This window comes from Halobacterium sp. R2-5, from assembly GCF_011734195.1.
In the GTDB taxonomy this organism is placed as follows: domain Archaea; phylum Halobacteriota; class Halobacteria; order Halobacteriales; family Halobacteriaceae; genus Halobacterium.
Map to the genome: position 1 here is coordinate 470,968 of NZ_JAANTH010000002.1, position 25,915 is coordinate 496,882.

A 25,915-nucleotide genomic window follows, 5' to 3' on the forward strand; every position below is an offset into this window, starting at 1 on the left:
CGTATGGCCATCGTGGGCCGGTCGAGCCTCCGAGACCTCTTCGACGACGCGCCGACGCCGCACATCGCACACCCCCCGCAGTCCCACCGGCGAGACTTCTACGTCGCGACCGACGGCTCGTACTCCAGCGACGGCAGCGGCCTCGGCGTCATCGTCGAGACCCGGACCGGCGAGCGGGTCGCCCGCCTCGCGGTGCCGGACGAAGCCCCGAACAACAACGTCGCCGAGTACCGCGCGCTCCACCTCGGACTGGACGTGCTCGCGGCGCGCGCGCCCCGGGACGCCCGCGTGGGCGTGCTCGTCGACCACAACGACCTCGCGGGCGACGTCAACACCGCCGCGCTCGCCGCGCGCGCCCACGATTACCGCCCCATCACGGAGTTCTCGCCGCCGGCGACCGCCGACCACCACTGGCGCGGCATCCGCGCTCGCGTCGTCGGCTTCGAGGAGGTGCGGGCCGCCCAACTGGACAGCAAGACGAACCCCGCGCACCCGCTCGCGAACGAGCCCGAGCAGTACGTCCACGTCAACGACGAGCCCGCGCGCTGCCTGCTCCCCGAGCGCGACACCGGCGACGCGCAGGTGCCGCCGCCGTCGCGCAGCGACCGTCGCGCCAGCGACTGAAACCCACTTTTTGCGCGGTCGCCGAAGGAGCGCGTAGCGCTCTTTCGAGAGCAGGCGAACGCTGTGCGTTCGCCGCCTTCGCGAATCTTCGATTCGCCCGGTGACGAGAGACGCCGCAGGCGTCTCTCGGGCCACGTGGGGCGCGCTCCGCGCGCCCCACTCGGCAAAACTTGGGGAAAAAGCGCCGTCACCCCACCTCCGGTGGGGTTCGGCGCCCGAGTGCTCACTCCGCTCGCACTCGGTGAAACTCGGCGTCGCTCCGCTCCGCCGAGTACGCTAGTCTTCCTGCTGCGCGTCGACGACCGCCACGGCCGCGAGGTTCACGATGTCCTTGACCTCGTCGCCGCGCTGGAGGACGTGGACGGGCTCGCCCATGCCGACCAGCATCGGACCGATGGCGTCCGCGCCGCCGAGGCGCTGGAGGAGCTTGTAGCCGATGTTCCCGGCTTCGAGGTTCGGGAAGAGGAGCACGTTCGCGGGGTCGTCGAGGTCGCTGAACTCGTAGGTCCCTTCGAGGATGTCCTCGACGACGGCGGTGTCGGCCTGCATCTCGCCGTCCACCGGGAACGCCACGTCGTCGTTGTCACGCAGGAGCTCGGCGGCCTCCCGGGGCTTGCGCGTGCCCTCGTTGTCGACGCTGCCGAAGTTCGAGTACGACAGCATCGCGACGCGCGGCTCGACGTTGAACCGGCGCGCGAGGTCCGCGGTGTGCTGGGCGACCTCCGCGAGCACGTCCGCGTCGGGGTCCTGGTTGACCGTGGTGTCCGCGCAGAAGATGACGCGGTTCTTGAACGTCAGCATGTAGACGCCGGCCACGTAGTCGGCGTCGGGCGCGGTGCCGACGACCTGCAGTGGCGGCTTCAGCGCGCTCGGGTAGTGGTGGGTGAGCCCGGTGAGGAACGCGTCCGCGTCGCCGGCTTCGACCATCGTCGACCCGAGGAAGTTCGGGTCGCGCTTCACGAGCGACTCCGCCTCGCTGCGCGTGATGCCCTTGCGCTGGCGGAGCTCGTAGAGGCGCTCGGCGTACTCCTCGTGGTCGCCCTCGTCCGGGTCGACGACCTCCGGGTCGAACTCCAGGCCGAGCCCGGAGACGACGCCGTCGATGGTGTCGCGGTCACCGATGAGCACGGGCTCCGCGATTCCCTCCTCGGCCATCTGGTAGGCCGCGCGGATCATCTTCTCGTCGTCGCCCTCGCCGAGCGCGACGCGCTTCGGGTCGCTCTTGGCCTTGTTCAGGACGATGCGCATCATCTCGCGGCTCTTCCCGAGGCGCGCTTCGAGCTCCTCGCGGTACGCCTCGCGGTCGAGCTCGGTGCGCGCGACCCCGGACTCGACGGCGGCCTCCGCGACCGTCGGCGCGACCTCGAAGAGGACCCGCGGGTCGAGGGGCTTCGGGATGATGTACTCGGGGCCGAACTGCAGCGGCTGGTCGCCGTACGCCTTCACGACGGCGTCCGGGACGTCCTGTTTCGCGAGGTCGGCGAGCGCGCGCGCCGCCGCGACCTTCATGTCCTCGTTGATGTCCGTCGCGCGCACGTCGAGCGCGCCCCGGAAGATGAACGGGAACCCGAGGACGTTGTTCACCTGGTTCGGGTAGTCCGAGCGCCCGGTCGCCATGATGACGGTGTCGTCGCGGGCGTTCTTGGCCGCCTCGTAGCCGATTTCCGGGTCGGGGTTCGCCATCGCGAACACGATGGGGTTGTCGGCCATCGACTGGACCATCTCCTCGCTGACGATGCCGCCGACCGAGAGCCCGACGAAGACGTCCGCGCCGTCCATCGCGTCCGCGAGGTCGCCGCCGTCGCCGGGGCTGGCGAACTCGCGCTTGAACTCGTTGACGTCGCGGTCCTCGGTGATGATGCCCGAGGAGTCACACATCGTGATGTTCTCGCGCCGGACGCCCAGCGAGACGTAGAACTTCGCGGACGCGATGGCCGACGCGCCCGCGCCGGAGAAGACGACTTCGAGGTCTTCGAGGTCCTTGCCCGCGATCTCCGCTGCGTTCAGCAGCGCCGCGCCGGAGATGATGGCGGTGCCGTGCTGGTCGTCGTGGAACACCGGGATGTCCATCTCCTCGCGGAGCCGCTCCTCGATTTCGAAGCACTCCGGCGCCTTGATGTCCTCGAGGTTGATGCCGCCGAACGTCGGCTCCATCGCCGCGACGGACTCGATGATGTCGTCAGCGCTCTCCTGGTCGAGCTCGATGTCGAAGACGTCGATGTCCGCGAACCGCTTGAACAGCACGCCCTTCCCCTCCATGACAGGTTTGGAGGCCTGCGCGCCGATGTCACCGAGTCCGAGCACGGCGGAGCCGTTCGAGACGACGCCGACCATGTTCCCCTTCGCGGTGTACTTGAACGCGTCCTCGGGGTTGGCGTCGATGTGTCGGCACGGCGCCGCGACGCCCGGCGAGTACGCCAGCGAGAGGTCCCGCTGGGTGTTCGTCGGTTTCGTCGTCGAAATCTCGATCTTCCCGGGCGGGTCGCTGGCGTGGTAGTCCAGTGAGTCCTCGTCTAATCCCATGTTGTTCCCTGCCGCGCCGACCGGCAAAAACCTATCCCAACGCGTCGAACGTTGCTTCGTCGGTCGTCGAAGGAAGCGGTGTTCGTTCGACGGAAATCCGGCCGGCGGGAGAGAGTTCGGCGCTGCTCCTCGGGACGGCGTTGGTCCGCCACGCCGCGCGCCACGCTGCTCACGGCTCCCTCCGGTCGCCGTTCGCACCAAACGCGGTTCTCGCTCGCTCCGAACCGCGCTGAATACGACACGCATACGTACCGACCGCGAAAAGACTCGCCTATGGACCGCCGCTCGTACCAGCTCGCGGCCGTGACCACCGTGTTGACGTTCGCGCTCATCCTCGTCGGCGAGTACACCGCCGTCTCCGGGTCGGGCGCGACCTGCGGCCTCCAGTGGCCCGACTGCAACGGCCAACTGCTCCCGCTCGGCCTCCAGGTTCACGACTTCGTCGAGCAGTTCCACCGCGGATTCGCGATGGTCGTCGGCTTCTTCATCCTCGGCACCGGCGCCGTCGCGTGGCGCGGCTTCGACGCCCGGGACGTGAAAGCCGGCGGCGTGCTCGCCGTCGTCCTCCTGCCGCTGCAGGTGATTCTCGGCGGCACCACCGTGACGTTCAGCGGGCTCGTCCCGTGGGGGTACATGCCCATCACGCAGGCCGTCCACCACCTCGCCGCGCTCGCCATCTTCGCGACGCTGCTCTATACCACGCTCCGGATGCGCGAGCTCGCGGGCGTCGGCCTCGGTCGCGTCCGCACCGCTGCAATCGGCGGCCTCGCGGTGCTCCCGGTCGCGCTCGTGTTCTCGCGGAACACCGTCTTCGCGGTGTACGGCACTCGCGTCCAGCTGATCCACCACGCGCTCGAACTGCTCGTGTTCACCGCCGCCGTCGCCGCGTTCGTGTGGGCGCGCCGCCACGGCGACCGACGCGTGTCGCAAGCGATGCTCGCGACCGGCGTCGTCGTCACCGTCCAGATTCTCATCGGTACTGGCGTCGTGCAGTTCTCCCCGACCGTCCAGCTCACGTACTACGTGCTCACCGCGGTCGTCGCCGCGCTGTTCCTCGTCGCCGCGCGCTCGACCCCGAACCGGTCGGTCGCCGCCGCGTCGTAGAGCGGATGTGCTCGCACCGGTTCGATTGTCTTTAAGGGATTCAACCCGAACGGGCGTGGTATGTCTGACCTGAACCGGCGGACGTTCCTGAAGAGCGTCGGCGGTACCGGCGTCGCACTGTCAGTCGCTGGCTGCTCGCAGCTCACCGGCGGCGGCGGGGACGACTCGAATACTCTCACCCCCGGCACTGCGTCCGGGTTCCCGCCGTTCGAGTACGTCAACGAGGACAACGAACTCGTCGGCTTCGACGTCGACCTCCTCTCGGCCGTCGTCGAGGAGACCGACTACGAGCTCGGCGAGTGGGAGGACCTCGAGTTCACCCAGCTCACCACCGCGCTCCAGAACGACAACATCGACGTCATCGCCGCCGCGATGACCATCAACGACGAGCGCGACCAGAACATCGACTTCACGGACCCCTACTACGACGCCAACCAGGCGGTGCTCGTCCGCGAGGGCGGCGACTTCCAGCCCGAGAGCACCGACGACCTCGCCGACCGCCCGGTCGGCGCCCAGTCCGGCACCACCGGCAAGGCCCAGATGGACGCCCTCGTCGACGACGGCACTATCAGCTCCTCGCAGGCGACCACCTACGAGAACTACGTGCTCGCCGTCGAAGACCTGACGAACGGCAACATCGACGCCGTCATCGTCGACACGCCCGTCGCGAACACGTTCGTCGAGGACCGCGACGTCGTCTACGCGTTCACTATCGAGACCAGCGAACAGTACGGGTTCGGCGTCCGCGAGGGCGCGAGCGACCTCCAGAGCGCGCTCAACGACGGTATCTCGGCCGTCCGGGACAGCGGCACCTACCAGGACCTCGTCGAGGAGTACGACGTCGGCAGCGAATAACGCCAATGGACCCGACGCAACTCGTACTGCAGGCCGAACCCGGCGACTGGGCGTTCGTCTGGCGCCAGCGGCAGTTCTTCGTCGACGGGACGATACTGGCCGTCCAGCTGACGTTCTTCAGCATGGTGCTCGGGTTCCTGCTCGGCCTGCCGGCGGGCGTCGTCGAGGCCTACGGCGGCAAGTACTCGAAGGGCGTCGTGCGCCCGCTGGGCGTCGTCGTCCGCGGCACGCCGATTCTCGTCATCATCTCGCTGACGTACTTCGCGGGCGGCGTCTCCCCCGCGTTCCTCGCGGCGACGCTCGCGCTCGGCGTGCGGTCGGCGGCCTACCAGAGCCAGATCTTCCGCGGCGCCATCGAGAGCGTCGAGGGCGGCCAGATGGAGGCCGCGCGCGCGGTCGGGCTCTCGAAGCTCGACGCCATCCGCCACGTCGTGTTGCCGCAGGCGCTGCGGCGCTCCGTGCCCGGGTTCCAGAACGAGTTCACCATCGTCCTCAAGGACACCAGCATCGCGTACGCCATCGGCGTCGCGGAGCTGTTGAAGCGCAGCTACGACCTGTTCTCCATCCAGACGACCGCCGCGCTCGAAGTGTTCCTCGCGGCGTCGCTGATCTACTTCGTGTTGACGTTCAGCGTCAACCGCGGCATCGAGCGGCTCCACGACTACGTCGCGATTCCCGGAGGTAACCAATGACGGACACACTACTCGACGTCGACGACGTCCACCAGAGCTACGGTGAGGAGAAGGTACTCGAGGGCATCTCCTTCGAGATGGACCGCCAGGACGTGAAAGTGCTCGTCGGGCCGTCGGGCTCCGGGAAGTCGACGATGCTGCGCTGCATCAACCGGCTCACGGACATCGACGACGGCGACATCAGCCTCGACGGCGAGTCCATCTACGACGTGGACGTCAACGACCTCCGGCGGCAGGTCGGCATGGTGTTCCAGGACTTCAACCTGTTCGCGCACCTCACCGCCCTCGAGAACGTCACGCTCGGGCTCAAGCGCGTCCGCGACATGGGCGAGCGGGAGGCCACCGAGAAGGCCGCTTGGCAGCTCGAACAGGTCGGGCTCCGCGAGCAGGCGAACTCCTACCCCGCCGAGCTCTCCGGCGGCCAGAAGCAGCGCGTCGGCATCGCTCGCGCGCTCGCGATGGACCCGAAGCTGATGCTGTTCGACGAGCCGACGTCCGCGCTCGACCCCGAGCTCATCGGCGAAGTCCTCGAAGTGATGCGCGAGCTCGCCGAGGAGGGGATGACGATGCTCGTGGTCACCCACGAGATGGGGTTCGCGAAGCAGGCGGCGACCGACGTGTTGTTCCTCGAGGACGGCCGCCTCGTCGAGCAAGGGTCGCCCGAACAGCTCTTCGAGAACCCCGAGCAGGACCGCACGGCGGCGTTCCTCAGCCGCCTCACACAGCTCCACGGCGGCCAATGACCCGGAGCACGCAGCGCGTCGTCCGGGACGCCGTGCTCGCGGTGTTCTGGGCGTGGTTCGCCGCGCGCCTGCTCAACGACTGGTTCGGCGGCGTGCTCGTCGCCCGCGGACAGCCGTTCGTCGACCCGCAGCCCATCGCGGCCGCGGGCGTCGCGCTCTCCGACACCGCGGCCGCACTCGGCGTCGTCGGGATTCCCGTCGGCTGGGTCGCGGACCTGCTCGACTCGGTCGCGTTCGCGATGACGTACCTCCCGGACCTCGCCGCGGGCATGTGGCTCACCGTCGTGCTCACGACGCTCGGCATCGTCTTCGGGCTCGTGCTCGCGGTACCGCTGGCGGCCGCCCGCGTCTACGGCCGCGTCACCCACTGGGTCGCGCTCGGCGTCATCGAGCTCATCCGCGGGACGCCGCTGCTCGCGCAGCTGTTCGTGCTGTACTACGCGCTCCCGCTCTCGCGGTGGTTCGCGGCCGTGCCGTTCGTCGGCAGCGGCGTCGTCCCCGCGCAGGCGGTGTGGGTCGCCATCGTCGGGTTCACCATCAACAGCGCCGCCTACCAGGCGGAGTACATCCGGGGGTCCATCGAGGGCGTCGACCCCGGCCAGCTCACAGCGGCGCGCGCAGTCGGGCTCTCCCAACTGGAAGGCATCCGGCACGTCGTGCTGCCGCAGGCGCTCCGGTTCGCGATTCCATCGTGGACCAACGAGCTCGTCTACCTCGTGAAGTACTCCTCGCTGGCGTCGTTCATCACGGTGCGCGAGCTCTACCACGCCGCGGAGGCCGCCGCCTACGACAACTACGCGTTCCTCGACCTGTTCCTGCTCGCGGCGGTGTTGTACGTCCTGCTCGTGCTCTCCGCGACGACCACGATGGAGTGGGTCCGCAAGCAGGTCGCGATTCCGGGCGTCGGCGGCTCAGCGGGCGGCCGCGCCTCCGCGGAGTAGTCAGAAGAAGTCGTCCAGGCCCGCCTGGTCGTCCGCGCTCTCCGCCTCACTGCTGCCGTCGTTTTCCGTCTGCTCCTCCGCGTCGTCCGTCTCCTCGTCCCCGACGTCGGCGTCGCCGAGCGTCGTCTCGCCCTCGAAGGCGCCGCCGGAGTGCTCGACCGCCCGGTCCTCGCGGAGCTGTTCGGCGTCCTCGACGATCGACTGGACCTTGTTCGTCGTCTCCCCGGAGCCCGTGACGAACGAGACGTGTTCGGTGTCGAGGTCGTAGGCCGCCGTCATCGCCACCGTCAGCTCGCGGTTCTTGCAGTGGTGGGTCATCGTCGCGAGGAACGGCACGACCTTCCGGCGCGCCGTCGCCATACTGGTGCCGCTGACCTCCGCGACCTTCCGCGCGACGTAGTCCCGCTTCTCCCGGGTCGCCCGCGAGGACCCGAGCTTCCGCCAGTACGACGGCGGCCCGTACCGCGTCCAGCCGCCGTGGTCGTGCTGGCGCGAGGCGGCCACGCCCGCCGCGATGTTGTCCGTCGCGTACCGCCAGTACGAGTAGTTCTGGGTCGCGCGCACGCGGCCCAGCCAGACGTCCGCGTTCGAGAGGAACTCGTAGGCGTCCGCGAGCTCGTCCCCGTAGTAGTCCTTCGGGACGTTGTCCTCCACCCAGTTGATGAGGTCGTCCGGCGTCTCGTCGACGTCGTAGGCGGCCTCCAGGGCGTCCTGCGCGCCGAGGTTCTTGATGAGGTCGTCGAGGAAGTCGAAGACCCCCTCCGTGCGGTCGCGCTCGCCCATCACCACGTCGTCGGCGGTGAGCGTCTCGGCGGTCTCCGCGAGCGCCTGCAGGTCGTTGACAGCAGAGCGCAGGTCTCCGGAGTTCTGCTCGGCGATGGCCTCCAGGGCCTCATCGTCGTACTCGATGCCCTCCCGGCGGCAGATATCCCGCAGCACGGGCACGATGGAGCGTTTCGAGACATCCCGGAACTCGATGTCCCGGCAGGCGTTCCGGAGCGTGTTGCTCATGTCGTAGAACTCGTTCGCGATGAGCACGATGGGCTGCGTGGAGTCCTTCACGAGGCGGGTGATGGCCGCGGAACCGCCGCGGTCGACGTTCCCGTGGAGGTTGTCCGCCTCGTCCATCACCACGAGCTTGCGACCCCCGGTGCCGCCCGACAGCGTCCCCGACTTCGCGGCCTCGCCGGCGACGCGCTCGACGACGTCGGCGGTGCGCTGGTCGGACGCGTTCAGCTCCACGACGTCCCACCCCTCGTCCGCCGCGAGCGCGTGCGCCGCCGACGTCTTCCCGACGCCGGGGCTCCCGTGGAGGATGACGGCCTCCCCGTGGTCCTCCCAGGTGTCCGCCCACTCTCGGAGCGCGTCCCGGGCCTTGTTGTTCCCGCGGACCTCCGACAGCGACGACGGACGATACTTCTCCGTCCAATCGGTCATTACCGGAGGAAAGCGCGAGTCGCGTTTAGTGGTTGCGGAGCGCGTGCTCGACCGTAGGGAGAGCACGGAACGGCGAACGGCGATCGCAGGGAGCCGTGAGCCGCGTGGGCGAGCACGACGGAACTACGAACAGAGCGAACAGCGAACCGCCGTGTCGACTTTCCAGTTGCGTTCCGAAGGTGTACTGTGTCCCGACGCTCCAGCGTGACCGGATTCGGCAAGCGCGTGTTCGCGGAGTTCTCCGAGAAGAACGTCACGTTCATGGCCGCGGGGCTGGCGTACAACGCGTTCGTCTCACTGGTCCCGCTGCTCGTCCTCGTCTTCCTGGTGCTCACCACCATCGGCGGCGGGCTGGAGGACCGCATCATCGAGGCGGCGGGAACCTGGCTCCCGGGACCGATTGCGGAGGTCGTCCGGCAGCTGTTCGCGGGCGAGGGAGCGGGCCGCGGTGCGTCGGTCGTCGGGCTCATCGTGGTGGTGTGGGGGACGCTGAAGATCTTCCGCGGGCTCGACGTCGCGTTCTCGGAGATCTACGAGACGGCCGGGAGCAACGACTTCACGGACAAGCTGAGGGACGCCGTCGTCGTGCTCGTCGCGCTCGTCGTCGCCATCGTCGCGACCGTCGGCGCGAGCGCCGCGTTCGCGGCGTTCTCGGACGCGGTCCCCTACCTCGGGCTGCTGACGCCGCTGGTGCTGGTCGCCGGGCTGGCCCTCGCGTTCCTCCCGATGTTCTACGTCTTCCCGGACACCGAGGTCGGCGTCCGAGACGTGCTGCCGGGGGTCGTGTTCGCGGCGGTCGGCTGGGCGGCGTTCCAGGCGCTGTTCCAGGTGTACCTGGCGTTCAGCGACCCCGGGTCGGGGAGTTTCTTCGGCGGCGTCGTCGTCGTCATCACGTACCTCTACTTCTCGGCGCTCGTGCTGTTGCTCGGCGCCGTCATCAACGCCGTCGCCGGCGACCACTCCTCCGGGGTTCCCGGCGGCATCGGGGCGGGAGCCACGGGGTACGAGACCAGACACGACGGCGCGATGAGCACCGACCGACTCGCCGCCTACCTGAACGACCTCCGCGAGGACCTCACGGGGTACCACCGCAAGATGGAATCTCGGACGGACGGCGCGTACGAGCGGCAGTCGCCCGACAGTGACGTCGTGGTTGTCGAACAGACGACGTCGGACGACGGCGAGCGGACGTCGAAGGTCACGCTACAGTGGACGGCCAGCGAAGACGGCGAGCGGCAGACGGACGAACGCTGAGCGCCGGGAGCAGACTAACGGGCCCCAGAACCACCCTGCACAGTTTTCCTGTCGGCCGTGGTAGGAGGCGGCATGGAAGACCCTCGGGCGGTTCACCTCGACGACGCCGACCGCGACGCGTTCCTCGGCACCGGCGGCACGGGCGTGCTCTCGTTCCCCACCGAGGACGGCGACGCGCCGCACTCGATCCCCGTCTCGTACGGCTACGACGCCGAGACCGGCCACTTCTTCTTCCGGCTGGCGTACGGCGCGCACACGGAGAAGCCCGACCCGACGGCGGGCCCGGTGACGTTCGTCGTCCACGGCGAGACCGGAGACGGCTGGCGCAGCGTCGTCGCGCGTGGTCCCCTCGAAGCGACCGACGACGAAGCCATCTCCACGACGGCCCTCGACGCGCTCCAGCGGGTGGACATCCCACTCGTGGACATCTTCGAGCGGTCGCCCCGCGAGGTGAATTTCGGGTTCTACCGGCTGTCGCCCGACAGCGTGACCGGTCGGATGGAGGCGGACCGCTGACCGGCGCCCGCACCCCGTCTCCTGACAACGTGTGTCGCGATTTTTCGCGATTCAGCTGCCACAAAGGCTTTTTGCCGCGGGCGGAGGTGTACAACCATGTCACAGCGAACCGCCACCGGCTCTCTCGGGAAGACGCTCGGCGTCGGCGCCGCCGCCGGCGCTCTCTCGTACGTCGTCGGCTACCTCGTCACGTACCTCTGGCAGGCGTCGTCCGTCCAGGAGCGCCTCGAATCGTACAACGCCATCGTGGAGTTCCTCGGCGGCGACCCGATCCCCGCCTGGCAGGCCGTCGGCTGGCTGTTCTACAACGCCCACGGCGTCGCCTTCACGTACCCGGCGCTCGGGGAGGGACAGGCGTCCCGGAACCTAATCGCGGACGGGAGCGCGGCGATGCTGCTGTACCTCGTTCCAGCCGTCGTGCTCGTGCTCGCCGGGTTCGTGCTCGCGCGGTACGCGAACGCCGACGACCCGTCGACGGGCGCGAAACGCGGCGCGGCCGTCGCTGCCGGCTACGTCGTCCTCGCCGTCGTCGGCCTGTTCGTCTTCGAGTACACCGCGGGCGGGAGCGCCATCCACCCCGAGTACGTCCCCGGCGTGCTGCTCGCGGGCGTCGTCTACCCCGCCGTCTTCGGCGCGGTCGGCGGCGTGCTCGGCAGCGTCACCGCCACCTAGAGGTCCCGGGCGACCATCTCGCCCCAGTGCTCGAAGCCGTACCGCTCGTAGAACGCCTGCGCTCGCTCGTTCCCCCGATCGACGTCGAGTACCATCCGGTCGAGCGGTAGCGACTGCTCGCGCGCGGCGGCGAGCGCGGCGTCCATCAGGTCGTCCGCGACGCCCGTGCCGCGGTGCTCGGGCGCGACGTAGACCTCGTTCAGGACGGCGGCGTCCCAGACGAACGCCAGCGACTCGGGAAGCACGAAGACGTACCCCGCGAGGCCGTCCTCGCTTTCGGCGACCTGCACGCAGCGCTCGTCCTCGGCGACGCAGCGCTCTGCCCAGTCCAGCCACTCCCGGCGGTAGCCGTCGTCCAGTTTCGCCTCGTAGACCGCTCGTTTCTCCTCGTCACCCGTGCCCTCGCCGAGCCCCGTCTCGAAGCCGCGCTTCAGTTCCCAGAGTTCGGCGCTGTCCCCGTCCGCGTACGGCCTGACCATGCCCGGACTCGTCGCTCCCAGGCGTTAGCGTTTGCCCTCCCGGAACCGGCCGGCGACGCCCGCGAGCGCGGTCAGCACGACGACGAGCTGGAGCCCCGAGGAGACGACGGGGAACACGCGCTCGGCGTTCTCCGGGTCCTCGCCGCGCTCCAGGTCGACGCCCGTGTAGTAGTGGGTGTTCTCGGTGGTGCCGCCGACGGTGCCGCCGCCCCCGGGCTCGTCGCCGAAGTCCACGAACGTCTGGACGAGCCCCTCGGTGCTGGAGAGCTCTATCGACCCCGCGAACGTGTAGAAGCGGTCGTGGACGGGGTAGAGGAGGTTCACGCCGTTCGTCATCAGGTCGGGGAGGACGCCGCCGAACAGGAGCGCGACGACGCCGACGCCCGCGACGTGCGGGCCGTTCGGTCCGAACCGCTCGCAGAGCCACGAGTCAGGGCGGCGGCTGTCCCAGTAGACGAACGCCCCGAGAACCGCCGGTAGCAGCGCCGTGTGGAGGATGGCGCGGTGGCCGCCCGCTATCCAGATCCCGAGGAACGTGTCTACGTCCGGGAGCGCCGCGAACGCGCAGACGGCGGCGAGGAGCTTCGCGTCGAACTCCCGGAGCAGCGCCGTCGCCACGAGCGCGCCGAACGCGACGTGGACCACCGACGATGGCATGCGTGTGTGGTACTCACACACCGGGATGGGTCTTTCTCTTCGGCACGTGTCGAAGTTCTCCGGCAGGCTTTTTGGCGGCGACTCCGGAGTCCCGGGCATGACCGACGACCCACGAGCGGACCTCGCCGAGCGCGTCGCCGGCGACATCACGCTCAGCGACGACCCCGGCGCCACGCTCCGGAAGTGGCGCACCGACTTCGACGTCTCCCAGACCGACCTCGCCGACGAGCTCGACGTTTCGTCGTCTGTCGTCTCCGACTACGAGAGCGGCCGCCGCTCCAGCCCCGGCATCGCGCTCGTCACGCGCGTCGTCGAGGCGCTGCTGGACATCGACGAGCGCCGCGGCGGCGACCACATCCGCCAGTACGGCCGCGTGCTCTCCGCGGGCTTCGACAGCGACGTCGTCCTCGACCTCCAGGAGTACTCGACCGCGCTCCCCGCCAGCGAACTGTACGACGCCGTCGGCGCCACCGAGGTCGTCACCGGCGACCACGACACCGTCACCGGCCACACCGTCATCGACTCCATCGAGGCCATCCGGCGGCTGCGCGCCGACGAGTTCTACCGGCTGTACGGGCAGTCGACGAGCCGCGTGCTCGCGTTCACGAACGTCTCCCGCGGCGAGAGCCCGCTGGTCGCGCTCCGCGTCGTCAACCCCACACCGAACGCCGTGCTCCTCCACGGGCTCTCCACGGACGACCTCTGGGAGCACGCGCCCGCGCTCGCCCAGCGCGACGGCTACTCGCTGGCGGTCACCGAGATGGACCTCGACGAGATGCTCGCTGCGCTCCGCGAATACGCCTAACGGCCGGCGAAAAGCGGGAGAACGGAGAGGCGGCGGAGCGAGAGAGGCGGCGGGAGTTACTCGACGTACGTGTACTGGCGCTCGTTCATCGGGCCCCAGCCGTCGAAGACGAACTCGCTGTCGGGCTGCGTGAACGGCTCCAGTTCCACGCTCTTCTCGTGGTTGTGGCGGTCGTGGACCTGCTCGTACTCCGAGAAGTCGAGGTCGTAGCGGCGCTCGATCTGTTCGTCGACGTTCAGCGCAGCGACCTCGTCCTCGAAGCCGGGCTGGACGGTCTCCTCGTGGATTTCGGCCTGGGCGCCGGAGCCGTACGACGCCACCAGGAGCTTCTCCCCGGCGAGGTCGCGGCCCTGCTCGGCCGCGTGCTTGAGCGCGCTGACGCGCGCGATGTGCACCGAGCCCGTGTACCAGTTCCCGACCTGACTGGCGATGTTCAGCGTGGGGTCGATGGCCTCGCCGTACCACTCGCGGTACGCGTCGGTCTCCTTGAGGTCGTCGACGTACCCGCGGATGGCCTCGTCGAACTCCTCGCGGGAGTCGAAGTCGTCGCGGCGCGGCTGCCGGCCGATGTCGTCGGCGAGCTCGTCCTCGACGTCCGTTCCGCGAATCATGTGCCGGTAGCCCAGCACCGCGGCCTTCCGCACCATCCCCGGGAACGGCGTGTGGAACGGGATGAACGCGTAGTCGTCGGGGTGGGTGTCGCCGGCCGCGCGCTCGAAGTCCTCCAGCGCCTCGCGCATCCGCGCGAGGTAGACCTGCACGGAGCGCTTGCCGTCCACGCTCGGGAACTGCTGGTTCGGCTTCAGGAAGTCCGTCTCGTCCGCCGAGCCGTAGCCCTGCTCGGTCGAGAGCTCCACGAGGTCGGGGTCCTCGGTGATGTACATCGCGACCGCGCCCGCGCCCTGCGTCGCCTCCCCGGAGGAGTCCCGGGCGTACAGCGCCGTGTCCGTCGCGACGACGAGCGCGCCGCGGCCGCGGTTCCGCCCCGCGAGAATCCAGTTCACCGCGTCGTCCAGCGACTGGGTGCCGGCGATGCACGCGAACTTCCGCTCGCCCTTGTTCGCGTGGTGGAAGTCACCGTCGTACACCTGCTCGAGACACCCGGCGATGTACGTCGACACCGGCTTCGAGTTGTCGAACGACGACTCGGTCGCGACGTCGATACGCCCGACGTCGTCGGGTTCCAGTCCCTTCCGTTCCATCAGACGGTGGGCGGCGTTCGCGCCCATCGTCACGATGTCCTCGTAGGCGTCCGGGAACGACGACGCGTACAGCCCCAGTCCCTTCGTGTACTTCTCGGGGTCGTCGCCCTGCTTGGGCGCGAACGTCTCCGCGAGGTCGAGTTTCAGCCGCCCCGTTCGCACTTCGATGGCGTCGATGCCGACGCTAGTCATGCTCGTGTGGTAGTCGAAGCGGTCTTATGGCTTTGTCGATGGGGGTTTTCGACGGGTGTCGAAGTATCAGTTCACGTCGACTGTGTACGTCTCCGACGTTCCGTCCCCGTAGTGGAGGGTTATCTCGACTGTCTTGCCCCGCATGTCCACCTCGTTCCCACCGTTGTTCCGGAACGCGCTCAGGGAGACTGTCGCCGTCGTTCCGCCGTTCACCGTACCCGTTTCGGTCATCGGCTCCTCCTGGCCGAACGGTAACGGCGTCCCCGAGTCCTCGTAGTACGGCGTCCCGTCCATGTCCAGAACACCGTCGGTCGACGCCGCGACGAACACCTCGTGTTGGCCCTGAGAGTAACTCCCCGTCTGAGTCTCGGAGAGCTCCGAAACCTGGGACCCCGAGACGCTCTCCAGCGTGACCGCCGTGACGTCGACGGCGTCGTCTCCCGTGTTCTCGACATCGAAAGACACTCTGGCGTTCCCGCCCCAGAACGTGTCCCCGCTGTCGGTGACGAGTCTCATCTGCTCAGCCGACGTGTTTCCGTCACCACCACCACCGCCACCTCCGCCGCCACCGCCACCCCCGCCGCCTCCGCCGCTGGCATCGACGCTAACGGTCACGTTCTCGCGAACGTGGGCGTTGTCGAGGATGGCGAGTGTCGCGTCACCCTGCTTGTTCCCGTCGACGACGAACGTCGCCTGCCCGTTCTCGTCAGTGACGTGCCGTTCGTTCTCGAAGAGGTTCGCTACCGTCGACTCGTCGACGTTCACCCCGACGCCACTCTCCGCGTTGTTGAAGCGGTCCCGCGCTTCGACGGTCACGCGGTCGCCGCGGTTCTCCACGAGCGTCAGGTAGTGCGGCGGCGGATTCTCGGTGTTGCTGCCGACGCCGACGCGCGCGGTCTGGAGCGTGAAGCGGTCGGTCCAGTTCACCTGCACGACGACGCGGTTCTCGTCGGGAACGTCCACGACGTCGACGACGCCGGGGTGGCCACCGAGGTCGGTGCGGCTCTCCAGCTGGCTCGCCGACACCCGCGTCGGCACGGAGACGTTCACGGGGCCACTGGAGGCTTTCGTCACCTGCACGCGCTGGTAGGGCGCGCTCAGGGTCTCCGGGGTCACGGTCACCGAGCTCGCGCGCGACGTGCTCAGTGAGCCGTTGAGCGTAACCAGCGTGATGGTCCGCGTCTCGTTGTCCACGAGCAGCTGGTCGGTGAGCGGAATCGCCGTGCCGCCGTCCGCGTTCGGGTAGAAGTTCGAGAGCACCGACGCCTCGTAGAGGAGGTTCGGGGCGTTGTCGTACTCGCTGTAGTCCGGCTCGTACTCCAGGTACTTCGTGGACGCCGTCCACTCCTCGTTCAGGAAGTCACGCGTCTCCCTGTTCGTCGCTCGGACGTTCGAGACGCGAACCGTGTCGTCGTCGTAGCTGCCAGTTCTGAGCGTGCCCGTCGCCGGCGGTGGGTTCATCAGGAAGACCCGAGAGGGGTACTGCGTACCGAGGGTGACCGACGCCGGCTGCGCGTTGCCGGTCGCTGCGGAGCGGAGAACCCCGTTGCGCACGTCCGTCAGCTGGTTCTGGACCGTCTGGCTGTGCTTGTACTCGACGTCGGCGTTCTGCGAGGGGACGACTGTCGCCTGGTACAGCGAGAGCGCGATAATCAGCGTGGCGAAAAGTAGCACGGCCCCGATCTGGACCGTGACTGCCCTGTTGTCGTCCCTGAAACGCACGGTTACGTGGACTCGTGGGGGCAGCGGCATAAACGCGACGCCTGTCGGGGCGCCGCCGAGGACAGTCCGCGGCAGACCGGCTCGCGACCGTCAGTCGTCGTCTTCGATGACTTCCGGGTCCGAGAGCGCGCTCTGGAGGCTGTCGAGACCGTTGACCCACTCGGTGACGAGGCCGTACTCGACGTCGTCGAGGACGCCCATGTCGAGTTCCTCGCCGTCGACGACGCGCGTGCCGGCGCACGCGCTCAGACCGAGCGCGCGGTCGAGGTCGTCCTCCTGTTCGGCCTCGGCGGCGGCCTGCACGTAGCCGGTGACGTCGGCCTCGTCGGCGACGCCGTCGGCGACGTACTGCTCGGCGCTGTAGAACACGCAGACGAGGCTCGTCTGGACGCCGTCGACGAGCATCAGCTTGTCCTCGTCCTCGAAGTTCGGCTCGGAGAGCACGACTTCGCGGATGTCCGTGAGCTCGTCGAGGGCTTCCTCGTCGTCGATGTCGTCGCCGTCGTAGGCCTTCAGAATCTTCGCGACGGCGATGGCGACGTCGTCCTGGAGGTTCAACAGGAGGCGGGCGGAGTCCTCGTCCTCGGGGTCGATGTCCTCGTCCCGGAGCCGGTCGAGCCAGTTCTGCCAGCGTTCTTCGGAGTAGAACTCCTCCTCGGGGGCACTCATACTCCGAATGCCGGCCGCCCGAGACAAAGGCCTTTCCTTCAACCGTGCCGCGAGTCACGCGTCCGCACGGATAGCCGACACGAACGCAACCGAATCCCGTTACCCGTCGAGGGTGCCGCGGGTGTCGATGCCGTAGACTGCCTCCGGCGTCTCGACGTGCGCGCGCCGGATCGCCTCGTCGTGGCCCCGCTCCTGGAGCCAGCGCACGCGCCGCGGCACGGTCTTCGGCCCCATCACGGCGCCCGGGCGGTCGGCGTCGTCCACGAAGTCCGTCTCCATCAGGAACGGCTCGCCGGCCTCGACGGCGGTCTCCAGGTACTCTTTCTCACACATCACGCTCTTCGTGACGCCGTCGAGTTCGCCGCTCGCGTAGTGTTTCACGACGCGCTCGGGCGGTAGCCCGGCGTCCTCGGCCCACTCCGCGACGTCCGTGAGGTCCTCGGTCGCCTCGGTGTGCAACTGGAGCGCGACCCCGGTCTCGGCGGCGCGCTCGCAGGCGTGCCGGATGACGGCGTTCGAGGCCTCCCAGACGGCGTCGCTGACGTCGTAGTGCGGGCGTCCGGACTTCAGCGCGACCGCGCGCCCGTCGCTGGCGTACTCCGCCGCGGTGTCGATGCCCGCGCGCATCAGCTCGCGGGCTTCCCCGGGAGAGAAGCCGCGGTCGTCGACGAGCCGCGAAATCAGACCGGGGTGGACACCGAGCACGGGCCACGCCCGGCCCGGGAGCACCTCGCTCGCCTCCTCGACGAGCCGGAGCGTCTCCTCGAAGACGGGCCGGAACTCCTCGCCCGTGTCGGGTTCGACGCCGAGGTGCCAGGAGGGCTTGTTCACTACGAGCAGGTGCGTCCCGCCGAGGTGGACGAAGTCCTCTACGGCGTCGATGCCCCGGTTCTCGGCGTCGAGGTGGAGGTGGTCGTCGAGTACCGGCGTCCCGAGGTCGGTCATGGCTGCGGGTTGGCGGCCGGCGCCCGAAAACCTGTCCGTCTACTCGCCGAGGACGACCGCGTCGTCGGCGGCGTTCCGGAGCGCGTCCGACCGGCCGTGCTCGCCGGGCGCGATGGCGAGCGTGCGCACGCCTCGCCGCGCCGCCGTCTCCAGCACGGGCTTGAAGTCCGTGTCGCGGGACGCGATGGCGAGCACGTCGACGCCGCCGTCGACGACGAGCTCGGTCGCGTCCACCGCGAGCTTCACGTCCACGTCGCCGCTCGTGACGCGGACGTCGTAGCCGCGGGCCTCCGCGGCCTGCATCAGTTCGGGCGTCGCGTGTTCGTCGACGTACAGCCGCGTCACCGCGAGCCGGCCGGCCGCTTCCGCGGTCTCCCGGACGTCGTCCAAGTCCACGTCGAACTCGTCGCGGAGGACGTTCGGCCCGTCGACGAACAGCGCGACGCCGCCGTCGTCCCCCTGGCCCGCCGGCGGGTCCTCGCCGTCCAGCAGGCCGCTGAGTCGCTCCATACCCGCGTTCGGACGCGCCCGGACAAGAGCGTGCCGGAAGTCCGGCGGTACGTTGTAGTGGCTGGCGCCCACACCCTCCGGTATGGCCGACACCGAGGACGCTAGCGACGCCGCGCTCCGCCGCATCGTCCGCGAGGAGGTCTCGCGAGCGGTTCGGTCGGCGGCCTCGACGGTCGTCTGGACGCTGCTCTCGGTCCTCGGCGTGCTCGTCGGCCTGCAGTCCGTGCAGGTCGCGCTCCAGCCGACGGTCACGGGCGCCGCCGCGGCCGGATTTGGTGCCGGCGGAGTCGCCGTCGTGGCGTCCAGCGCGTACCTCCTCTACGTGCTCCACGCGGAGTGACGGCACCGCGGCGGGATACGAAAGCATTACTTGCCGGCCGCCGACGCCACGGGTATGGCTCTCCGAACGCCGCCGCTGTCCGACCGCCACGGCGACCGGGGCGCGCAGTTCACGGAGTTCGGCGGGTGGGAGATGCCCGTCGAGTTCGACTCCATCCGGACCGAGCACGCCGCGGTGCGGGAGTCCGCTGGCGTCTTCGACGTCTCCCACATGGGGGAGATCGAGGTCGGCGGTCCGGACGCCGAAGCGCTGATGCAGCGGCTCACGACCAACGACGTCGCCGCGCTCGACCCCGGTGAGGCCCAGTACGCCGCGATAGTGGACGACGAGGGCGTCATGCTCGACGACACGGTCGTCTACCGGCTGCCAGAGGGCGACGACGCGGAGTTCCTGTTCGTGCCGAACGCCGGCCACGACGAACAGATGTACGAGCGGTGGACCGACTACCGCGACGGCCACGACCTCACGGCGAGCGTGGACAACGTCACCAGCGAGTACGGCATGGTCGCCGTGCAGGGCCCGGACGCCCCCGGTCTCGTCGCAGCACGCGCCGGCGACTCTGTACTCGACCTCGGGCGCTTCGAGGCCGAGTACGCGGCGGTCGCGGGCGTCGAGTGCTGGGTGGCGAACACCGGATACACCGGCGAGGACGGCTTCGAGGTCGTGTTCCCAGCGGACGGCGCGGGCGCAGTCTGGGACGCGTTCGCGAACAACTGCCAGCCCTGCGGGCTCGGCGCGCGCGACACGCTCCGCCTCGAAATCGGGTTACTACTGTCCGGCCAGGACTTCCACCCCGAGGAGAACCCGCGCACGCCCTACGAGGCCGGCGTCGGGTTCGTCGTCGACCTCGACACCGACTTCGTCGGGCGGGACGCCCTCGAAGCCCAGCAGGGCGCGGGCCTCGACGAGGAGTTCGTCGGGTTCGTCCTCGAGGAGCGCGGCGTCCCCCGACACGGCTACGAGATCACCAGCGAGGACGGCGACCCCGTCGGCGAGGTCACGAGCGGCACGATGAGCCCGACGCTGGGCGAGCCGATCGGGCTCGGCTACGTCGACACCGACTACGCAGAGGACGGCACCACCGTCGAGGTCGTCGTCCGCGGCACCGGCAAGCGAGCGACCATCACCACACCACCTTTCATCGACCAATGAGCTTCGAAGTACCCGACGACCTGTACTACCTCGAATCGCACGAGTGGATCGACCCCGAGACCGGCCGCGTCGGCATCTCCGAGTTCGCGCAGGACGAGCTCGGCGACGTCGTCTTCGTCGAACTCCCGGCCGTCGGCGACGAACTCGACCGGGAGGAGGAGTTCGGCGTCGTCGAGTCCATCAAGGCCGTCTCGGACATCTACGCGCCCGTCTCGGGCGAAGTGACCGCGGTCAACGACGCGCTCGAAGACGAGCCCGAGCTGGTCAACGACGACCCGTTCGGCGACGGCTGGCTCGTCGAACTCGACTTCGAGGAGGCCGACCTCGAGGACCTCCTGGACGCCGACGAGTACGCCGACCAGATCGCATAGGTACCGTTTGCTGCGCTCGCGGCCTTCGGCCGCTCGCTGGCAAAAGCTACGCTAAAAGCCCTCCTCCTTCACTTCGCGCTCTTCGAGCGCTCCATTCAGTCGTCGGCCCACGCTCGTTTGCTTCGCTCACTCGCGCGGTGAACCGGCGACCTTCCGGGTCCTTCGGACCACTCGGTCGCCGGATGCTGGCTGTTTCGTGCCGAACGTTCTTGTCGTGTCGGTGTGACTGTTCGCAAATGGCACCGACCGTCGACGACCTGCGGAACGAGATTCGGGAGGCAGTCGGCCGGTACTCGCGCGTGGAGTCCACCGGCTTCACGAAGGAGGCGCTGGCGGCTATCTGCGAGGAACTGGGGTACGACGTCGGCCCGGGGAGTCTCCCGCCGAAATCCGAGATGCGCGCGGAGATTCGGTCGCGGGTCGGACTCGCCGACGACGCCGACCCCGAGAGCGCGGGCGGCGCGTTCCGGAAAGCCGACCTCGAAGCGATCGCCGAAGCGCTCCGCGACCCGTAGGCCGTTCGCAACGTTTGCCGCTCGGGTGGCGCGTTCGTGTCTACCTCCTCGTTCTCGACACTGACCCACTACACGTTCGTGGTCACTTCTGCTCGGGTGGGGGCACCGGAACCGGGAGTATCTTGGTGTCCGCTCCGTAAGCCACGCGTATGTCTGGATTCGAGGCCGGTCCGTCGCGGGGTGGACGCCGATGAGCGGGAGTCCGTACGCGCCGCACACCGAGGAGGAGACGGCGGCGATGCTGGACGCCGTTGGCGTCGAGGACGTCGAGGCGCTGTTCGACATCCCGGAGTCGGTGCGCTTCGACGACGAGTTCGGCATCGACGCCAAGTCCGAGCAGGCCGCCGTCACGGAGACGCGCAAGCGCCTGCAACGAAACGACGACCTGACGGAGTTTCTGGGGCGGGGCCACTACGAGCACTACGTGCCGTCGCTGGTCGATCACCTCTCCCAGCGCTCGGAGTTCCTCACGTCGTACACGCAGTACCAGCCCGAGGTCACGCAGGGGTTCCTGCAGGCCTTGTTCGAGTACCAGTCGATGCTCGTCGAACTCACGGGCCTCGGCGTCGCGAACTGCTCGATGTACGACGAGGCGTCCGCGCTCGCGGAGGCCGCGCTGCTCGCCAAGCGCGTGCGCGCCGCGGACGGCGACCGCGTGCTCGTTCCCGAGTACGTCCGCGACGGCCACGTCAGCGTCCTCGAGAACTACACGGGCGGCGCCGACGTGTCCGTCGAGCGCTACGGCACCGACGCCGGCAACGTCGACACCGACGCGCTCGCCGACGCACTCGACGACGACGTCGTGATGGTGTACGCCGAGAACCCCACGACGGTCGGCGCCGTCGAGGAGAACCTGGACGCAGTCGGCGACCTCGCCGACGACCACGGCGCGCTGTTCTGTCTCGGCTCGGACCCAGTCGCGCTGTCGCTGCTCCAGCGGCCCGTCGACGTCGGCGCGGACGTCGTCGTCGGAGACGCCAGCGTCCTCGGGATGCCCGCGAGCTACGGGATGGGCCTCGGCGTGTTCGCGTGCCGCGAGGACTTCCTGCGGCAAGTCCCCGGACGACTGGTCGGTGCGAGCGAAGACGAGGACGGGAACCGCGCGTACACGCTCACGCTCCAGACCCGCGAGCAGCACATCCGGAAGGAGCGCGCGACGTCGAACATCTGCACGAACCAGGCGTGGGTCGCGCTCCGTACCGCCATCCACGCCGCCTCGCTCGGCTCGGAGGGGCTCGTCGACCTCGCCGAACGCATGGTCGAACTGCCCCGGGAGGTCGCCGCGGAGCTGAACGACATCACGGGCGTGCGGGCGCCCGTCCACGACCGCCACCACTTCCGGGAGTTCCTCGTCTCCACGGACCAGCCCGCGCCCGCCATCGCGACCGACCTCGAAGCCGAAGGGTTCGCCGTCCACGCGGTCGCGGACCACCGGCTGCAGGTCTGCGTGACGGACGCCAACGAGCACGCCGCCGACCGCCTCGTCGCCGCGTTCGAGGAGGTGACCCACTGATGGAACACTACGACCAGGCCGCCTACGCGCAGGCCGACGACGACCAGTACGAGCCGCTGCTCGCGGAGAAAGACGAGACGACCACGGACGTGGAGTCGTCGCTGCCCGACGACCTCACGCGGGACGAACTCGAACTGCCGAGCCTCGCCGAACCCGAGCTCGCCCGGCACTACGTCCGGCTCAGCCAGCAGAACTACGGCGTCGACTCCGGGCCGTACCCGCTCGGCTCGTGTACGATGAAGTACAACCCCCGGTTCACGGAGGACGTCGCCGCGCTCGACACCGCGAGCGTCCACCCGGACCGCTCCGCGAAGAGCGTGCAGGGAACGCTCGAAGTCATGCACGACCTCCAGGACTACCTCGGGCGCATCGGCGGCATGGACGCCGTGACGCTCCAGCCGCCGGCGGGCGCCGCGGGCGAGTTCACGGGCATCCTGCTCGCGGCCGCCTACCACGAAGCCAACGGCGAGGGCCACCGCGACGAGGTCGTCATCCCGGACGCCGCCCACGGCACGAACTTCGCGTCGGCGGCGCTCGGCGGCTACGACGTCGTCGAGATTCCCTCGGGCGACGACGGCCGCGTCGACCTCGACGCGCTCGACGCCGCGCTCGGCGAGGACACGGCGGCGCTGATGCTCACGAACCCGAACACGCTCGGGCTCTTCGAGCGCGACATCGAGGAGATCGCGGACATGGTCCACGACGCCGGCGGCCTGCTGTACTACGACGGCGCGAACCTCAACGCGTTGCTCGGCCGCGCGCGCCCCGGCGACATGGGCTTCGACATCATGCACTTCAACGTCCACAAGACGTTCGCGACGCCCCACGGCGGCGGCGGCCCGGGCGCCGGCCCGGTCGGCGTCACCGAGGAGCTCGCGGAGTTCCTCCCGGACCCCCACGTCCGGGAGACCGAGAGCGGGAAGTACGAGCGGTACACGCCCGAGCAGTCCGTCGGGAAGGTCCACGGCTTCGCCGGGAACTGGCTCGTCCTCGTGAAGGCGTTCGCGTACATCGACCGCCTCGGCGACGACGGCCTCAGCGACGCCTCCGCGAAGGCCGTCCTGAACGCGAACTACCTCGCCGAGCGGGTCGACTACGACGTCCCGCTCGGGCCGTTCCACCACGAGTTCGTCGCGAGCGCGGGCGACCAGGGCGCCGCCGACGTCGCCAAGCGCATGCTCGACTACGGCGTCCACCCGCCGACGACGAAGTGGCCGGAACTGGTCGACGAGGCGCTGATGACCGAACCGACGGAGGTCGAGACGAAGGGGAACCTCGACGACCTCGCGGACGCGTTCAACGCCGTCGCGAGCGAGGACGCGGAGACGCTCGAAGCCGCGCCGAATCGCACGACTGCCCGGCGCATCGACCAGACGAGCGCCGCGCGGAACCCCCGGCTGTCGTGGCACGACCTCGACTAACTCGTCGCCGCTGAGAGCGCGAATTTAGCCAATCCTTATTACTCGACGCGCCGTCGATTAATACATGACTGTCGTCAGCGTCTCGATGCCCGACGAGCTCCTCGAACGGCTCGACGAGTTCTCCGAGGACCACGGCTACACCGGCCGCAGCGAGGTCGTCCGGGAGGCCGCGCGCAACCTCCTCGGCGAGTTCGAGGACAAACAGCTCGAGGACCGCCCGCTCATCGGCGTCGTCACCGTGCTGTTCAGCTACGAGAACTCCACCGTCGAGGAGCGCATGATGAACCTCCGCCACGAGTACGAGGGCCTCGTCACGAGCAACGTCCACAACCACGTCGGCGACCACTACTGCATGGAGCTGTTCATCCTCGAGGGAAAACTCGACGAGATCTCGGAGTTCGTCGGCCGCGTGCGCGCCACGAAGGACACGATCACGGTCGACTACTCGGTGATTCCCGTCGACGGCTTCACGGCGCTGTCGGACGCCTAGTCGATCACCCGCGGCTCGTAGATGCGCTTCCTGGCGTCCGGGATGTAGACGCGCTCCTCTACTAGATTCGCGTCCTTCAGCAGCGCGAGCCCGTGGCGGGTCGTCCGCTTCGAGAGCCGCGTCCGGTCCCGCAGTTCGGCCTGCGTGAGCGGCGAGTCGTACTCCAGAACCTTGAACACGAGCTTCGCGCTCGGCGGCAGGTCGTTCAGGGCGTCGCTGTCGGGGGTCGGCGATGCGTCGTTACCGTCGGCAAAAACGACCACTGGTCTCTGCCATACAGGTGCCGGGAGGACGCGAGCACAGTTAGGTGTTTGCCTCCCGCCAGAAACGGCCGGCGTAGCCACCCGGTCACTACCCTACCAGTACAGCTAATCCCCGGGCTGCCGAACACGAGCCCGTGACCGGTGCCGCTACGGGACTCGTCCTCGGGAGCATCATCGGCGCAGTCGCGACTATCGCGGGCTCGTACTTCCTGTTCTGGCGGCGCCGACAGGCGACGCGCGCCCACCTCCGGCAGGCCTTCGAGACGGAGCTCGCCGCGCTGTCGTACGTCGACGGGATGGCCGACCGGGGGAACTACGAGACGCTCACCGAAACTGTCGAACAGCCGGTCGTCTACGAGAGCAACGCCGACGAAATCGGCCGGCTCTCCGGCGACGAGGTCGAGGCCCTGGTCTCGTTCTACACCGACCTCTACTGGCTGCGCGACCAGCAGGACATCGAGGACAAGAAAGAGCGCGTCCACGAGATCGTCGAGAAGCGCCAGCGCGCGCTCGCCGCGGTCCGCGAACACGAGTAGACAGCGAACACTCCGGAATCCGTCCCGTTAGCTTCTCGGCGGCTACCCGCTCGGCCGTCGCTCTCACTCTGAGCGCAGACGGATCGAATTTCGTATCCCAATATACAGTTTACGTATTCGTCAAAGACGTCTTCACGGCGCCACAGTTCGACTCTCCGCGGTCGAACAACCCGATTCGGGTCGAAACGTTCTCTCAGTAAGCGGTCGCACTCGGTAGGCAGTATTCGAGCAGCGGGTAACGTTAGTCAGGCGAGAGAAGGAGACGGGCCGACCTGGCGGGGCAGGCCAAACGCAGTATCCAGGTCGCGCTGAAGCCACGGGGACACGCGCGCGAATTCAAATCGACTCCTTCGGCCAGATGGACTACCGCACCTCGGAATATCTACGACGTTTCCGGCCGTAGCGGCTGTGGTCTCCTCCGTAGTGACGAGTTCCGACGACGAGTAGGTCAGTCGAGGTATCGAGAAGACGCGTTCGTCGAGACGACACCCGGGGTTCGCCGGTCGAAGACCGGGTTCCGGAATCGGGGTAGTCCGAGCGATCAGGCGCTGGCCGCGGAGCTGATGTCGCCGTCGATGCGGATGAAGCCGTACCCGCACTCGGGACAGTACCACTTCGTCTTCAGGCCGAGGTGGAGTTCGGTCGCCGCAGCGCGGTAGAACGACTGCGTCTCCTCGCACTTCGGGCACTCGTGTTCGAGTTCGCTGGCCATGCCCCGAGTTCGGGGAGCCACTCCATTCAACGTACTGGTTTCGCGGTTCTGTACCCGGCA

29 protein-coding genes are annotated in these 25,915 nt (G+C 68.7%); 18 read left to right on the forward strand and 11 right to left on the reverse strand.

The features are described 5' to 3' along the window. Nucleotides 1-3: 3 nt before the first annotated feature. Nucleotides 4-624: a ribonuclease H gene (locus G9C83_RS11135; protein ID WP_167246210.1), complete on the forward strand. Its 621-nt coding sequence runs from the start codon at nucleotides 4-6 to the stop codon at nucleotides 622-624. 276 nt (nucleotides 625-900) lie between these two features. Here G9C83_RS11135 and G9C83_RS11140 read toward each other — a convergent pair whose 3' ends face one another. Further along, nucleotides 901-3,147 carry an NADP-dependent malic enzyme gene (locus G9C83_RS11140; RefSeq protein ID WP_167246211.1) on the reverse strand — a complete coding sequence of 749 codons (2,247 nt, stop codon included), beginning with the start codon at nucleotides 3,145-3,147 and terminating at the stop codon, nucleotides 901-903. A 273-nt stretch (nucleotides 3,148-3,420) separates the two neighbouring features. On the opposite strand from G9C83_RS11140, the gene G9C83_RS11145 reads away from it, so the two are divergent. The 5 genes from G9C83_RS11145 to G9C83_RS11165 are packed head-to-tail and all read left to right on the forward strand — an operon-like array spanning nucleotide 3,421 to nucleotide 7,482. Further along, a complete protein-coding gene (locus G9C83_RS11145) occupies nucleotides 3,421-4,251 on the forward strand; it encodes a COX15/CtaA family protein (protein WP_167246212.1) in 831 nt (276 codons plus the stop codon). A 60-nt stretch (nucleotides 4,252-4,311) separates the two neighbouring features. Next, entirely contained in the window at nucleotides 4,312-5,106 is a 795-nt protein-coding gene (locus G9C83_RS11150) for a transporter substrate-binding domain-containing protein (RefSeq protein WP_167246213.1), read from the forward strand. Between the two features lie 5 nt (nucleotides 5,107-5,111). Beyond that, a complete protein-coding gene (locus G9C83_RS11155; RefSeq protein WP_167246214.1) occupies nucleotides 5,112-5,798 on the forward strand; it encodes an amino acid ABC transporter permease in 687 nt (228 codons plus the stop codon). Beyond that, nucleotides 5,795-6,541: an amino acid ABC transporter ATP-binding protein gene (locus tag G9C83_RS11160; RefSeq protein ID WP_167246215.1), complete on the forward strand. Its 747-nt coding sequence runs from the start codon at nucleotides 5,795-5,797 to the stop codon at nucleotides 6,539-6,541. The genes G9C83_RS11155 and G9C83_RS11160 overlap by 4 nt, the downstream gene beginning before the upstream one ends. Further along, nucleotides 6,538-7,482: an amino acid ABC transporter permease gene (locus G9C83_RS11165; RefSeq protein ID WP_167246216.1), complete on the forward strand. Its 945-nt coding sequence runs from the start codon at nucleotides 6,538-6,540 to the stop codon at nucleotides 7,480-7,482. Before G9C83_RS11160 ends, G9C83_RS11165 begins: the two co-directional genes overlap by 4 nt. Here the strand turns inward: G9C83_RS11165 and G9C83_RS11170 are convergent, their stop codons facing one another. Continuing rightward, on the reverse strand, nucleotides 7,483-8,919 hold the full coding sequence (locus tag G9C83_RS11170; RefSeq protein WP_167246217.1) for a replication factor C large subunit: 1,437 nt from the start codon (nucleotides 8,917-8,919) through the stop codon (nucleotides 7,483-7,485). Between the two features lie 204 nt (nucleotides 8,920-9,123). On the opposite strand from G9C83_RS11170, the gene G9C83_RS11175 reads away from it, so the two are divergent. From G9C83_RS11175 to G9C83_RS11185, 3 genes are all read left to right on the forward strand, one after another. Continuing rightward, on the forward strand, nucleotides 9,124-10,173 hold the full coding sequence (locus G9C83_RS11175) for a YihY/virulence factor BrkB family protein (protein WP_347877799.1): 1,050 nt from the start codon (nucleotides 9,124-9,126) through the stop codon (nucleotides 10,171-10,173). A gap of 72 nt (nucleotides 10,174-10,245) precedes the next feature. Continuing rightward, entirely contained in the window at nucleotides 10,246-10,689 is a 444-nt protein-coding gene (locus G9C83_RS11180; RefSeq protein ID WP_167246219.1) for a pyridoxamine 5'-phosphate oxidase family protein, read from the forward strand. 96 nt (nucleotides 10,690-10,785) lie between these two features. Further along, nucleotides 10,786-11,361, forward strand: a complete 576-nt coding sequence (locus G9C83_RS11185; protein ID WP_167246220.1) for a transporter — start codon at nucleotides 10,786-10,788, stop codon at nucleotides 11,359-11,361. On the opposite strand, the gene G9C83_RS11190 is transcribed toward G9C83_RS11185, so the two are convergent. Continuing rightward, nucleotides 11,358-11,840 carry a GNAT family N-acetyltransferase gene (locus G9C83_RS11190; RefSeq protein WP_167246221.1) on the reverse strand — a complete coding sequence of 161 codons (483 nt, stop codon included), beginning with the start codon at nucleotides 11,838-11,840 and terminating at the stop codon, nucleotides 11,358-11,360. The two genes, G9C83_RS11185 and G9C83_RS11190, sit on opposite strands and share 4 nt — an antisense overlap. Nucleotides 11,841-11,864: 24 nt before the next feature. After that, nucleotides 11,865-12,497: a metal-dependent hydrolase gene (locus G9C83_RS11195; protein ID WP_167246222.1), complete on the reverse strand. Its 633-nt coding sequence runs from the start codon at nucleotides 12,495-12,497 to the stop codon at nucleotides 11,865-11,867. Between the two features lie 97 nt (nucleotides 12,498-12,594). Between G9C83_RS11195 and G9C83_RS11200 the strand changes: the two genes are divergently transcribed. Next, nucleotides 12,595-13,302: a helix-turn-helix domain-containing protein gene (locus G9C83_RS11200; protein ID WP_167246223.1), complete on the forward strand. Its 708-nt coding sequence runs from the start codon at nucleotides 12,595-12,597 to the stop codon at nucleotides 13,300-13,302. A gap of 56 nt (nucleotides 13,303-13,358) precedes the next feature. On the opposite strand, the gene hmgB is transcribed toward G9C83_RS11200, so the two are convergent. From hmgB to G9C83_RS11225, 5 genes are all read right to left on the reverse strand, one after another. Beyond that, a complete protein-coding gene (gene hmgB, locus G9C83_RS11205; RefSeq protein WP_167246224.1) occupies nucleotides 13,359-14,696 on the reverse strand; it encodes a hydroxymethylglutaryl-CoA synthase in 1,338 nt (445 codons plus the stop codon). Between the two features lie 66 nt (nucleotides 14,697-14,762). Beyond that, nucleotides 14,763-16,418, reverse strand: a complete 1,656-nt coding sequence (locus G9C83_RS11210) for a hypothetical protein (RefSeq protein ID WP_167246225.1) — start codon at nucleotides 16,416-16,418, stop codon at nucleotides 14,763-14,765. Nucleotides 16,419-16,508: 90 nt separating this feature from the next. Then, nucleotides 16,509-17,087 (reverse strand): DUF2150 family protein, encoded by a 579-nt coding sequence (locus G9C83_RS11215; RefSeq protein ID WP_167246226.1) that lies wholly within the window; start codon nucleotides 17,085-17,087, stop codon nucleotides 16,509-16,511. Nucleotides 17,088-17,186: 99 nt separating this feature from the next. Then, a complete protein-coding gene (locus tag G9C83_RS11220) occupies nucleotides 17,187-18,032 on the reverse strand; it encodes a TatD family hydrolase (RefSeq protein WP_167246227.1) in 846 nt (281 codons plus the stop codon). Between the two features lie 39 nt (nucleotides 18,033-18,071). Further along, nucleotides 18,072-18,542, reverse strand: a complete 471-nt coding sequence (locus tag G9C83_RS11225) for an NYN domain-containing protein (protein ID WP_167246228.1) — start codon at nucleotides 18,540-18,542, stop codon at nucleotides 18,072-18,074. Between the two features lie 82 nt (nucleotides 18,543-18,624). Between G9C83_RS11225 and G9C83_RS11230 the strand changes: the two genes are divergently transcribed. From G9C83_RS11230 to G9C83_RS11260, 7 genes are all read left to right on the forward strand, one after another. Beyond that, nucleotides 18,625-18,882, forward strand: coding sequence for a hypothetical protein (locus tag G9C83_RS11230; protein WP_167246229.1), 258 nt, complete (start codon nucleotides 18,625-18,627; stop codon nucleotides 18,880-18,882). A gap of 54 nt (nucleotides 18,883-18,936) precedes the next feature. Continuing rightward, nucleotides 18,937-20,034, forward strand: coding sequence for a glycine cleavage system aminomethyltransferase GcvT (gene gcvT / locus G9C83_RS11235; RefSeq protein ID WP_167246230.1), 1,098 nt, complete (start codon nucleotides 18,937-18,939; stop codon nucleotides 20,032-20,034). After that, a complete protein-coding gene (gene gcvH, locus G9C83_RS11240; RefSeq protein WP_167246231.1) occupies nucleotides 20,031-20,405 on the forward strand; it encodes a glycine cleavage system protein GcvH in 375 nt (124 codons plus the stop codon). The genes gcvT and gcvH overlap by 4 nt, the downstream gene beginning before the upstream one ends. Before the next feature lie 236 nt (nucleotides 20,406-20,641). Next, the gene (locus tag G9C83_RS11245; RefSeq protein ID WP_167246232.1) at nucleotides 20,642-20,920 is read left to right on the forward strand and encodes a hypothetical protein; all 279 of its coding nucleotides are present in this window, start codon (nucleotides 20,642-20,644) and stop codon (nucleotides 20,918-20,920) included. A gap of 190 nt (nucleotides 20,921-21,110) precedes the next feature. Then, nucleotides 21,111-22,433: an aminomethyl-transferring glycine dehydrogenase subunit GcvPA gene (gene gcvPA / locus G9C83_RS11250; protein WP_167246233.1), complete on the forward strand. Its 1,323-nt coding sequence runs from the start codon at nucleotides 21,111-21,113 to the stop codon at nucleotides 22,431-22,433. After that, nucleotides 22,433-23,854 carry an aminomethyl-transferring glycine dehydrogenase subunit GcvPB gene (gene gcvPB, locus G9C83_RS11255; protein ID WP_167246234.1) on the forward strand — a complete coding sequence of 474 codons (1,422 nt, stop codon included), beginning with the start codon at nucleotides 22,433-22,435 and terminating at the stop codon, nucleotides 23,852-23,854. The genes gcvPA and gcvPB overlap by 1 nt, the downstream gene beginning before the upstream one ends. A 64-nt stretch (nucleotides 23,855-23,918) precedes the next feature. Then, on the forward strand, nucleotides 23,919-24,344 hold the full coding sequence (locus tag G9C83_RS11260; RefSeq protein WP_167246235.1) for a CopG family ribbon-helix-helix protein: 426 nt from the start codon (nucleotides 23,919-23,921) through the stop codon (nucleotides 24,342-24,344). On the opposite strand, the gene G9C83_RS11265 is transcribed toward G9C83_RS11260, so the two are convergent. Then, a complete protein-coding gene (locus G9C83_RS11265; protein ID WP_167246236.1) occupies nucleotides 24,341-24,607 on the reverse strand; it encodes a MarR family transcriptional regulator in 267 nt (88 codons plus the stop codon). The two genes, G9C83_RS11260 and G9C83_RS11265, sit on opposite strands and share 4 nt — an antisense overlap. Nucleotides 24,608-24,741: 134 nt before the next feature. On the opposite strand from G9C83_RS11265, the gene G9C83_RS11270 reads away from it, so the two are divergent. After that, entirely contained in the window at nucleotides 24,742-25,143 is a 402-nt protein-coding gene (locus tag G9C83_RS11270; RefSeq protein ID WP_167246237.1) for a hypothetical protein, read from the forward strand. A gap of 541 nt (nucleotides 25,144-25,684) precedes the next feature. Here the strand turns inward: G9C83_RS11270 and G9C83_RS11275 are convergent. Continuing rightward, entirely contained in the window at nucleotides 25,685-25,855 is a 171-nt protein-coding gene (locus tag G9C83_RS11275; protein ID WP_167246238.1) for a hypothetical protein, read from the reverse strand. Nucleotides 25,856-25,915: the final 60 nt, after the last annotated feature.

Bases quoted from the DNA above. Each gene is read 5' to 3' on its own strand.
- G9C83_RS11135 (WP_167246210.1), top strand. From the start codon at position 4: ATGGCCATCGTGGGCCGGTCGAGCCTCCGAGACCTCTTCGACGACGCG.
- G9C83_RS11140 (WP_167246211.1), bottom strand. From the start codon at position 3,147: ATGGGATTAGACGAGGACTCACTGGACTACCACGCCAGCGACCCGCCC.
- G9C83_RS11145 (WP_167246212.1), top strand. From the start codon at position 3,421: ATGGACCGCCGCTCGTACCAGCTCGCGGCCGTGACCACCGTGTTGACG.
- G9C83_RS11150 (WP_167246213.1), top strand. From the start codon at position 4,312: ATGTCTGACCTGAACCGGCGGACGTTCCTGAAGAGCGTCGGCGGTACC.
- G9C83_RS11155 (WP_167246214.1), top strand. From the start codon at position 5,112: ATGGACCCGACGCAACTCGTACTGCAGGCCGAACCCGGCGACTGGGCG.
- G9C83_RS11160 (WP_167246215.1), top strand. From the start codon at position 5,795: ATGACGGACACACTACTCGACGTCGACGACGTCCACCAGAGCTACGGT.
- G9C83_RS11165 (WP_167246216.1), top strand. From the start codon at position 6,538: ATGACCCGGAGCACGCAGCGCGTCGTCCGGGACGCCGTGCTCGCGGTG.
- G9C83_RS11170 (WP_167246217.1), bottom strand. From the start codon at position 8,919: ATGACCGATTGGACGGAGAAGTATCGTCCGTCGTCGCTGTCGGAGGTC.
- G9C83_RS11180 (WP_167246219.1), top strand. From the start codon at position 10,246: ATGGAAGACCCTCGGGCGGTTCACCTCGACGACGCCGACCGCGACGCG.
- G9C83_RS11185 (WP_167246220.1), top strand. From the start codon at position 10,786: ATGTCACAGCGAACCGCCACCGGCTCTCTCGGGAAGACGCTCGGCGTC.
- G9C83_RS11190 (WP_167246221.1), bottom strand. From the start codon at position 11,840: ATGGTCAGGCCGTACGCGGACGGGGACAGCGCCGAACTCTGGGAACTG.
- G9C83_RS11195 (WP_167246222.1), bottom strand. From the start codon at position 12,497: ATGCCATCGTCGGTGGTCCACGTCGCGTTCGGCGCGCTCGTGGCGACG.
- G9C83_RS11200 (WP_167246223.1), top strand. From the start codon at position 12,595: ATGACCGACGACCCACGAGCGGACCTCGCCGAGCGCGTCGCCGGCGAC.
- hmgB (WP_167246224.1), bottom strand. From the start codon at position 14,696: ATGACTAGCGTCGGCATCGACGCCATCGAAGTGCGAACGGGGCGGCTG.
- G9C83_RS11215 (WP_167246226.1), bottom strand. From the start codon at position 17,087: ATGAGTGCCCCCGAGGAGGAGTTCTACTCCGAAGAACGCTGGCAGAAC.
- G9C83_RS11220 (WP_167246227.1), bottom strand. From the start codon at position 18,032: ATGACCGACCTCGGGACGCCGGTACTCGACGACCACCTCCACCTCGAC.
- G9C83_RS11225 (WP_167246228.1), bottom strand. From the start codon at position 18,542: ATGGAGCGACTCAGCGGCCTGCTGGACGGCGAGGACCCGCCGGCGGGC.
- G9C83_RS11230 (WP_167246229.1), top strand. From the start codon at position 18,625: ATGGCCGACACCGAGGACGCTAGCGACGCCGCGCTCCGCCGCATCGTC.
- gcvT (WP_167246230.1), top strand. From the start codon at position 18,937: ATGGCTCTCCGAACGCCGCCGCTGTCCGACCGCCACGGCGACCGGGGC.
- gcvH (WP_167246231.1), top strand. From the start codon at position 20,031: ATGAGCTTCGAAGTACCCGACGACCTGTACTACCTCGAATCGCACGAG.
- G9C83_RS11245 (WP_167246232.1), top strand. From the start codon at position 20,642: ATGGCACCGACCGTCGACGACCTGCGGAACGAGATTCGGGAGGCAGTC.
- gcvPA (WP_167246233.1), top strand. From the start codon at position 21,111: ATGAGCGGGAGTCCGTACGCGCCGCACACCGAGGAGGAGACGGCGGCG.
- gcvPB (WP_167246234.1), top strand. From the start codon at position 22,433: ATGGAACACTACGACCAGGCCGCCTACGCGCAGGCCGACGACGACCAG.
- G9C83_RS11260 (WP_167246235.1), top strand. From the start codon at position 23,919: ATGACTGTCGTCAGCGTCTCGATGCCCGACGAGCTCCTCGAACGGCTC.
- G9C83_RS11275 (WP_167246238.1), bottom strand. From the start codon at position 25,855: ATGGCCAGCGAACTCGAACACGAGTGCCCGAAGTGCGAGGAGACGCAG.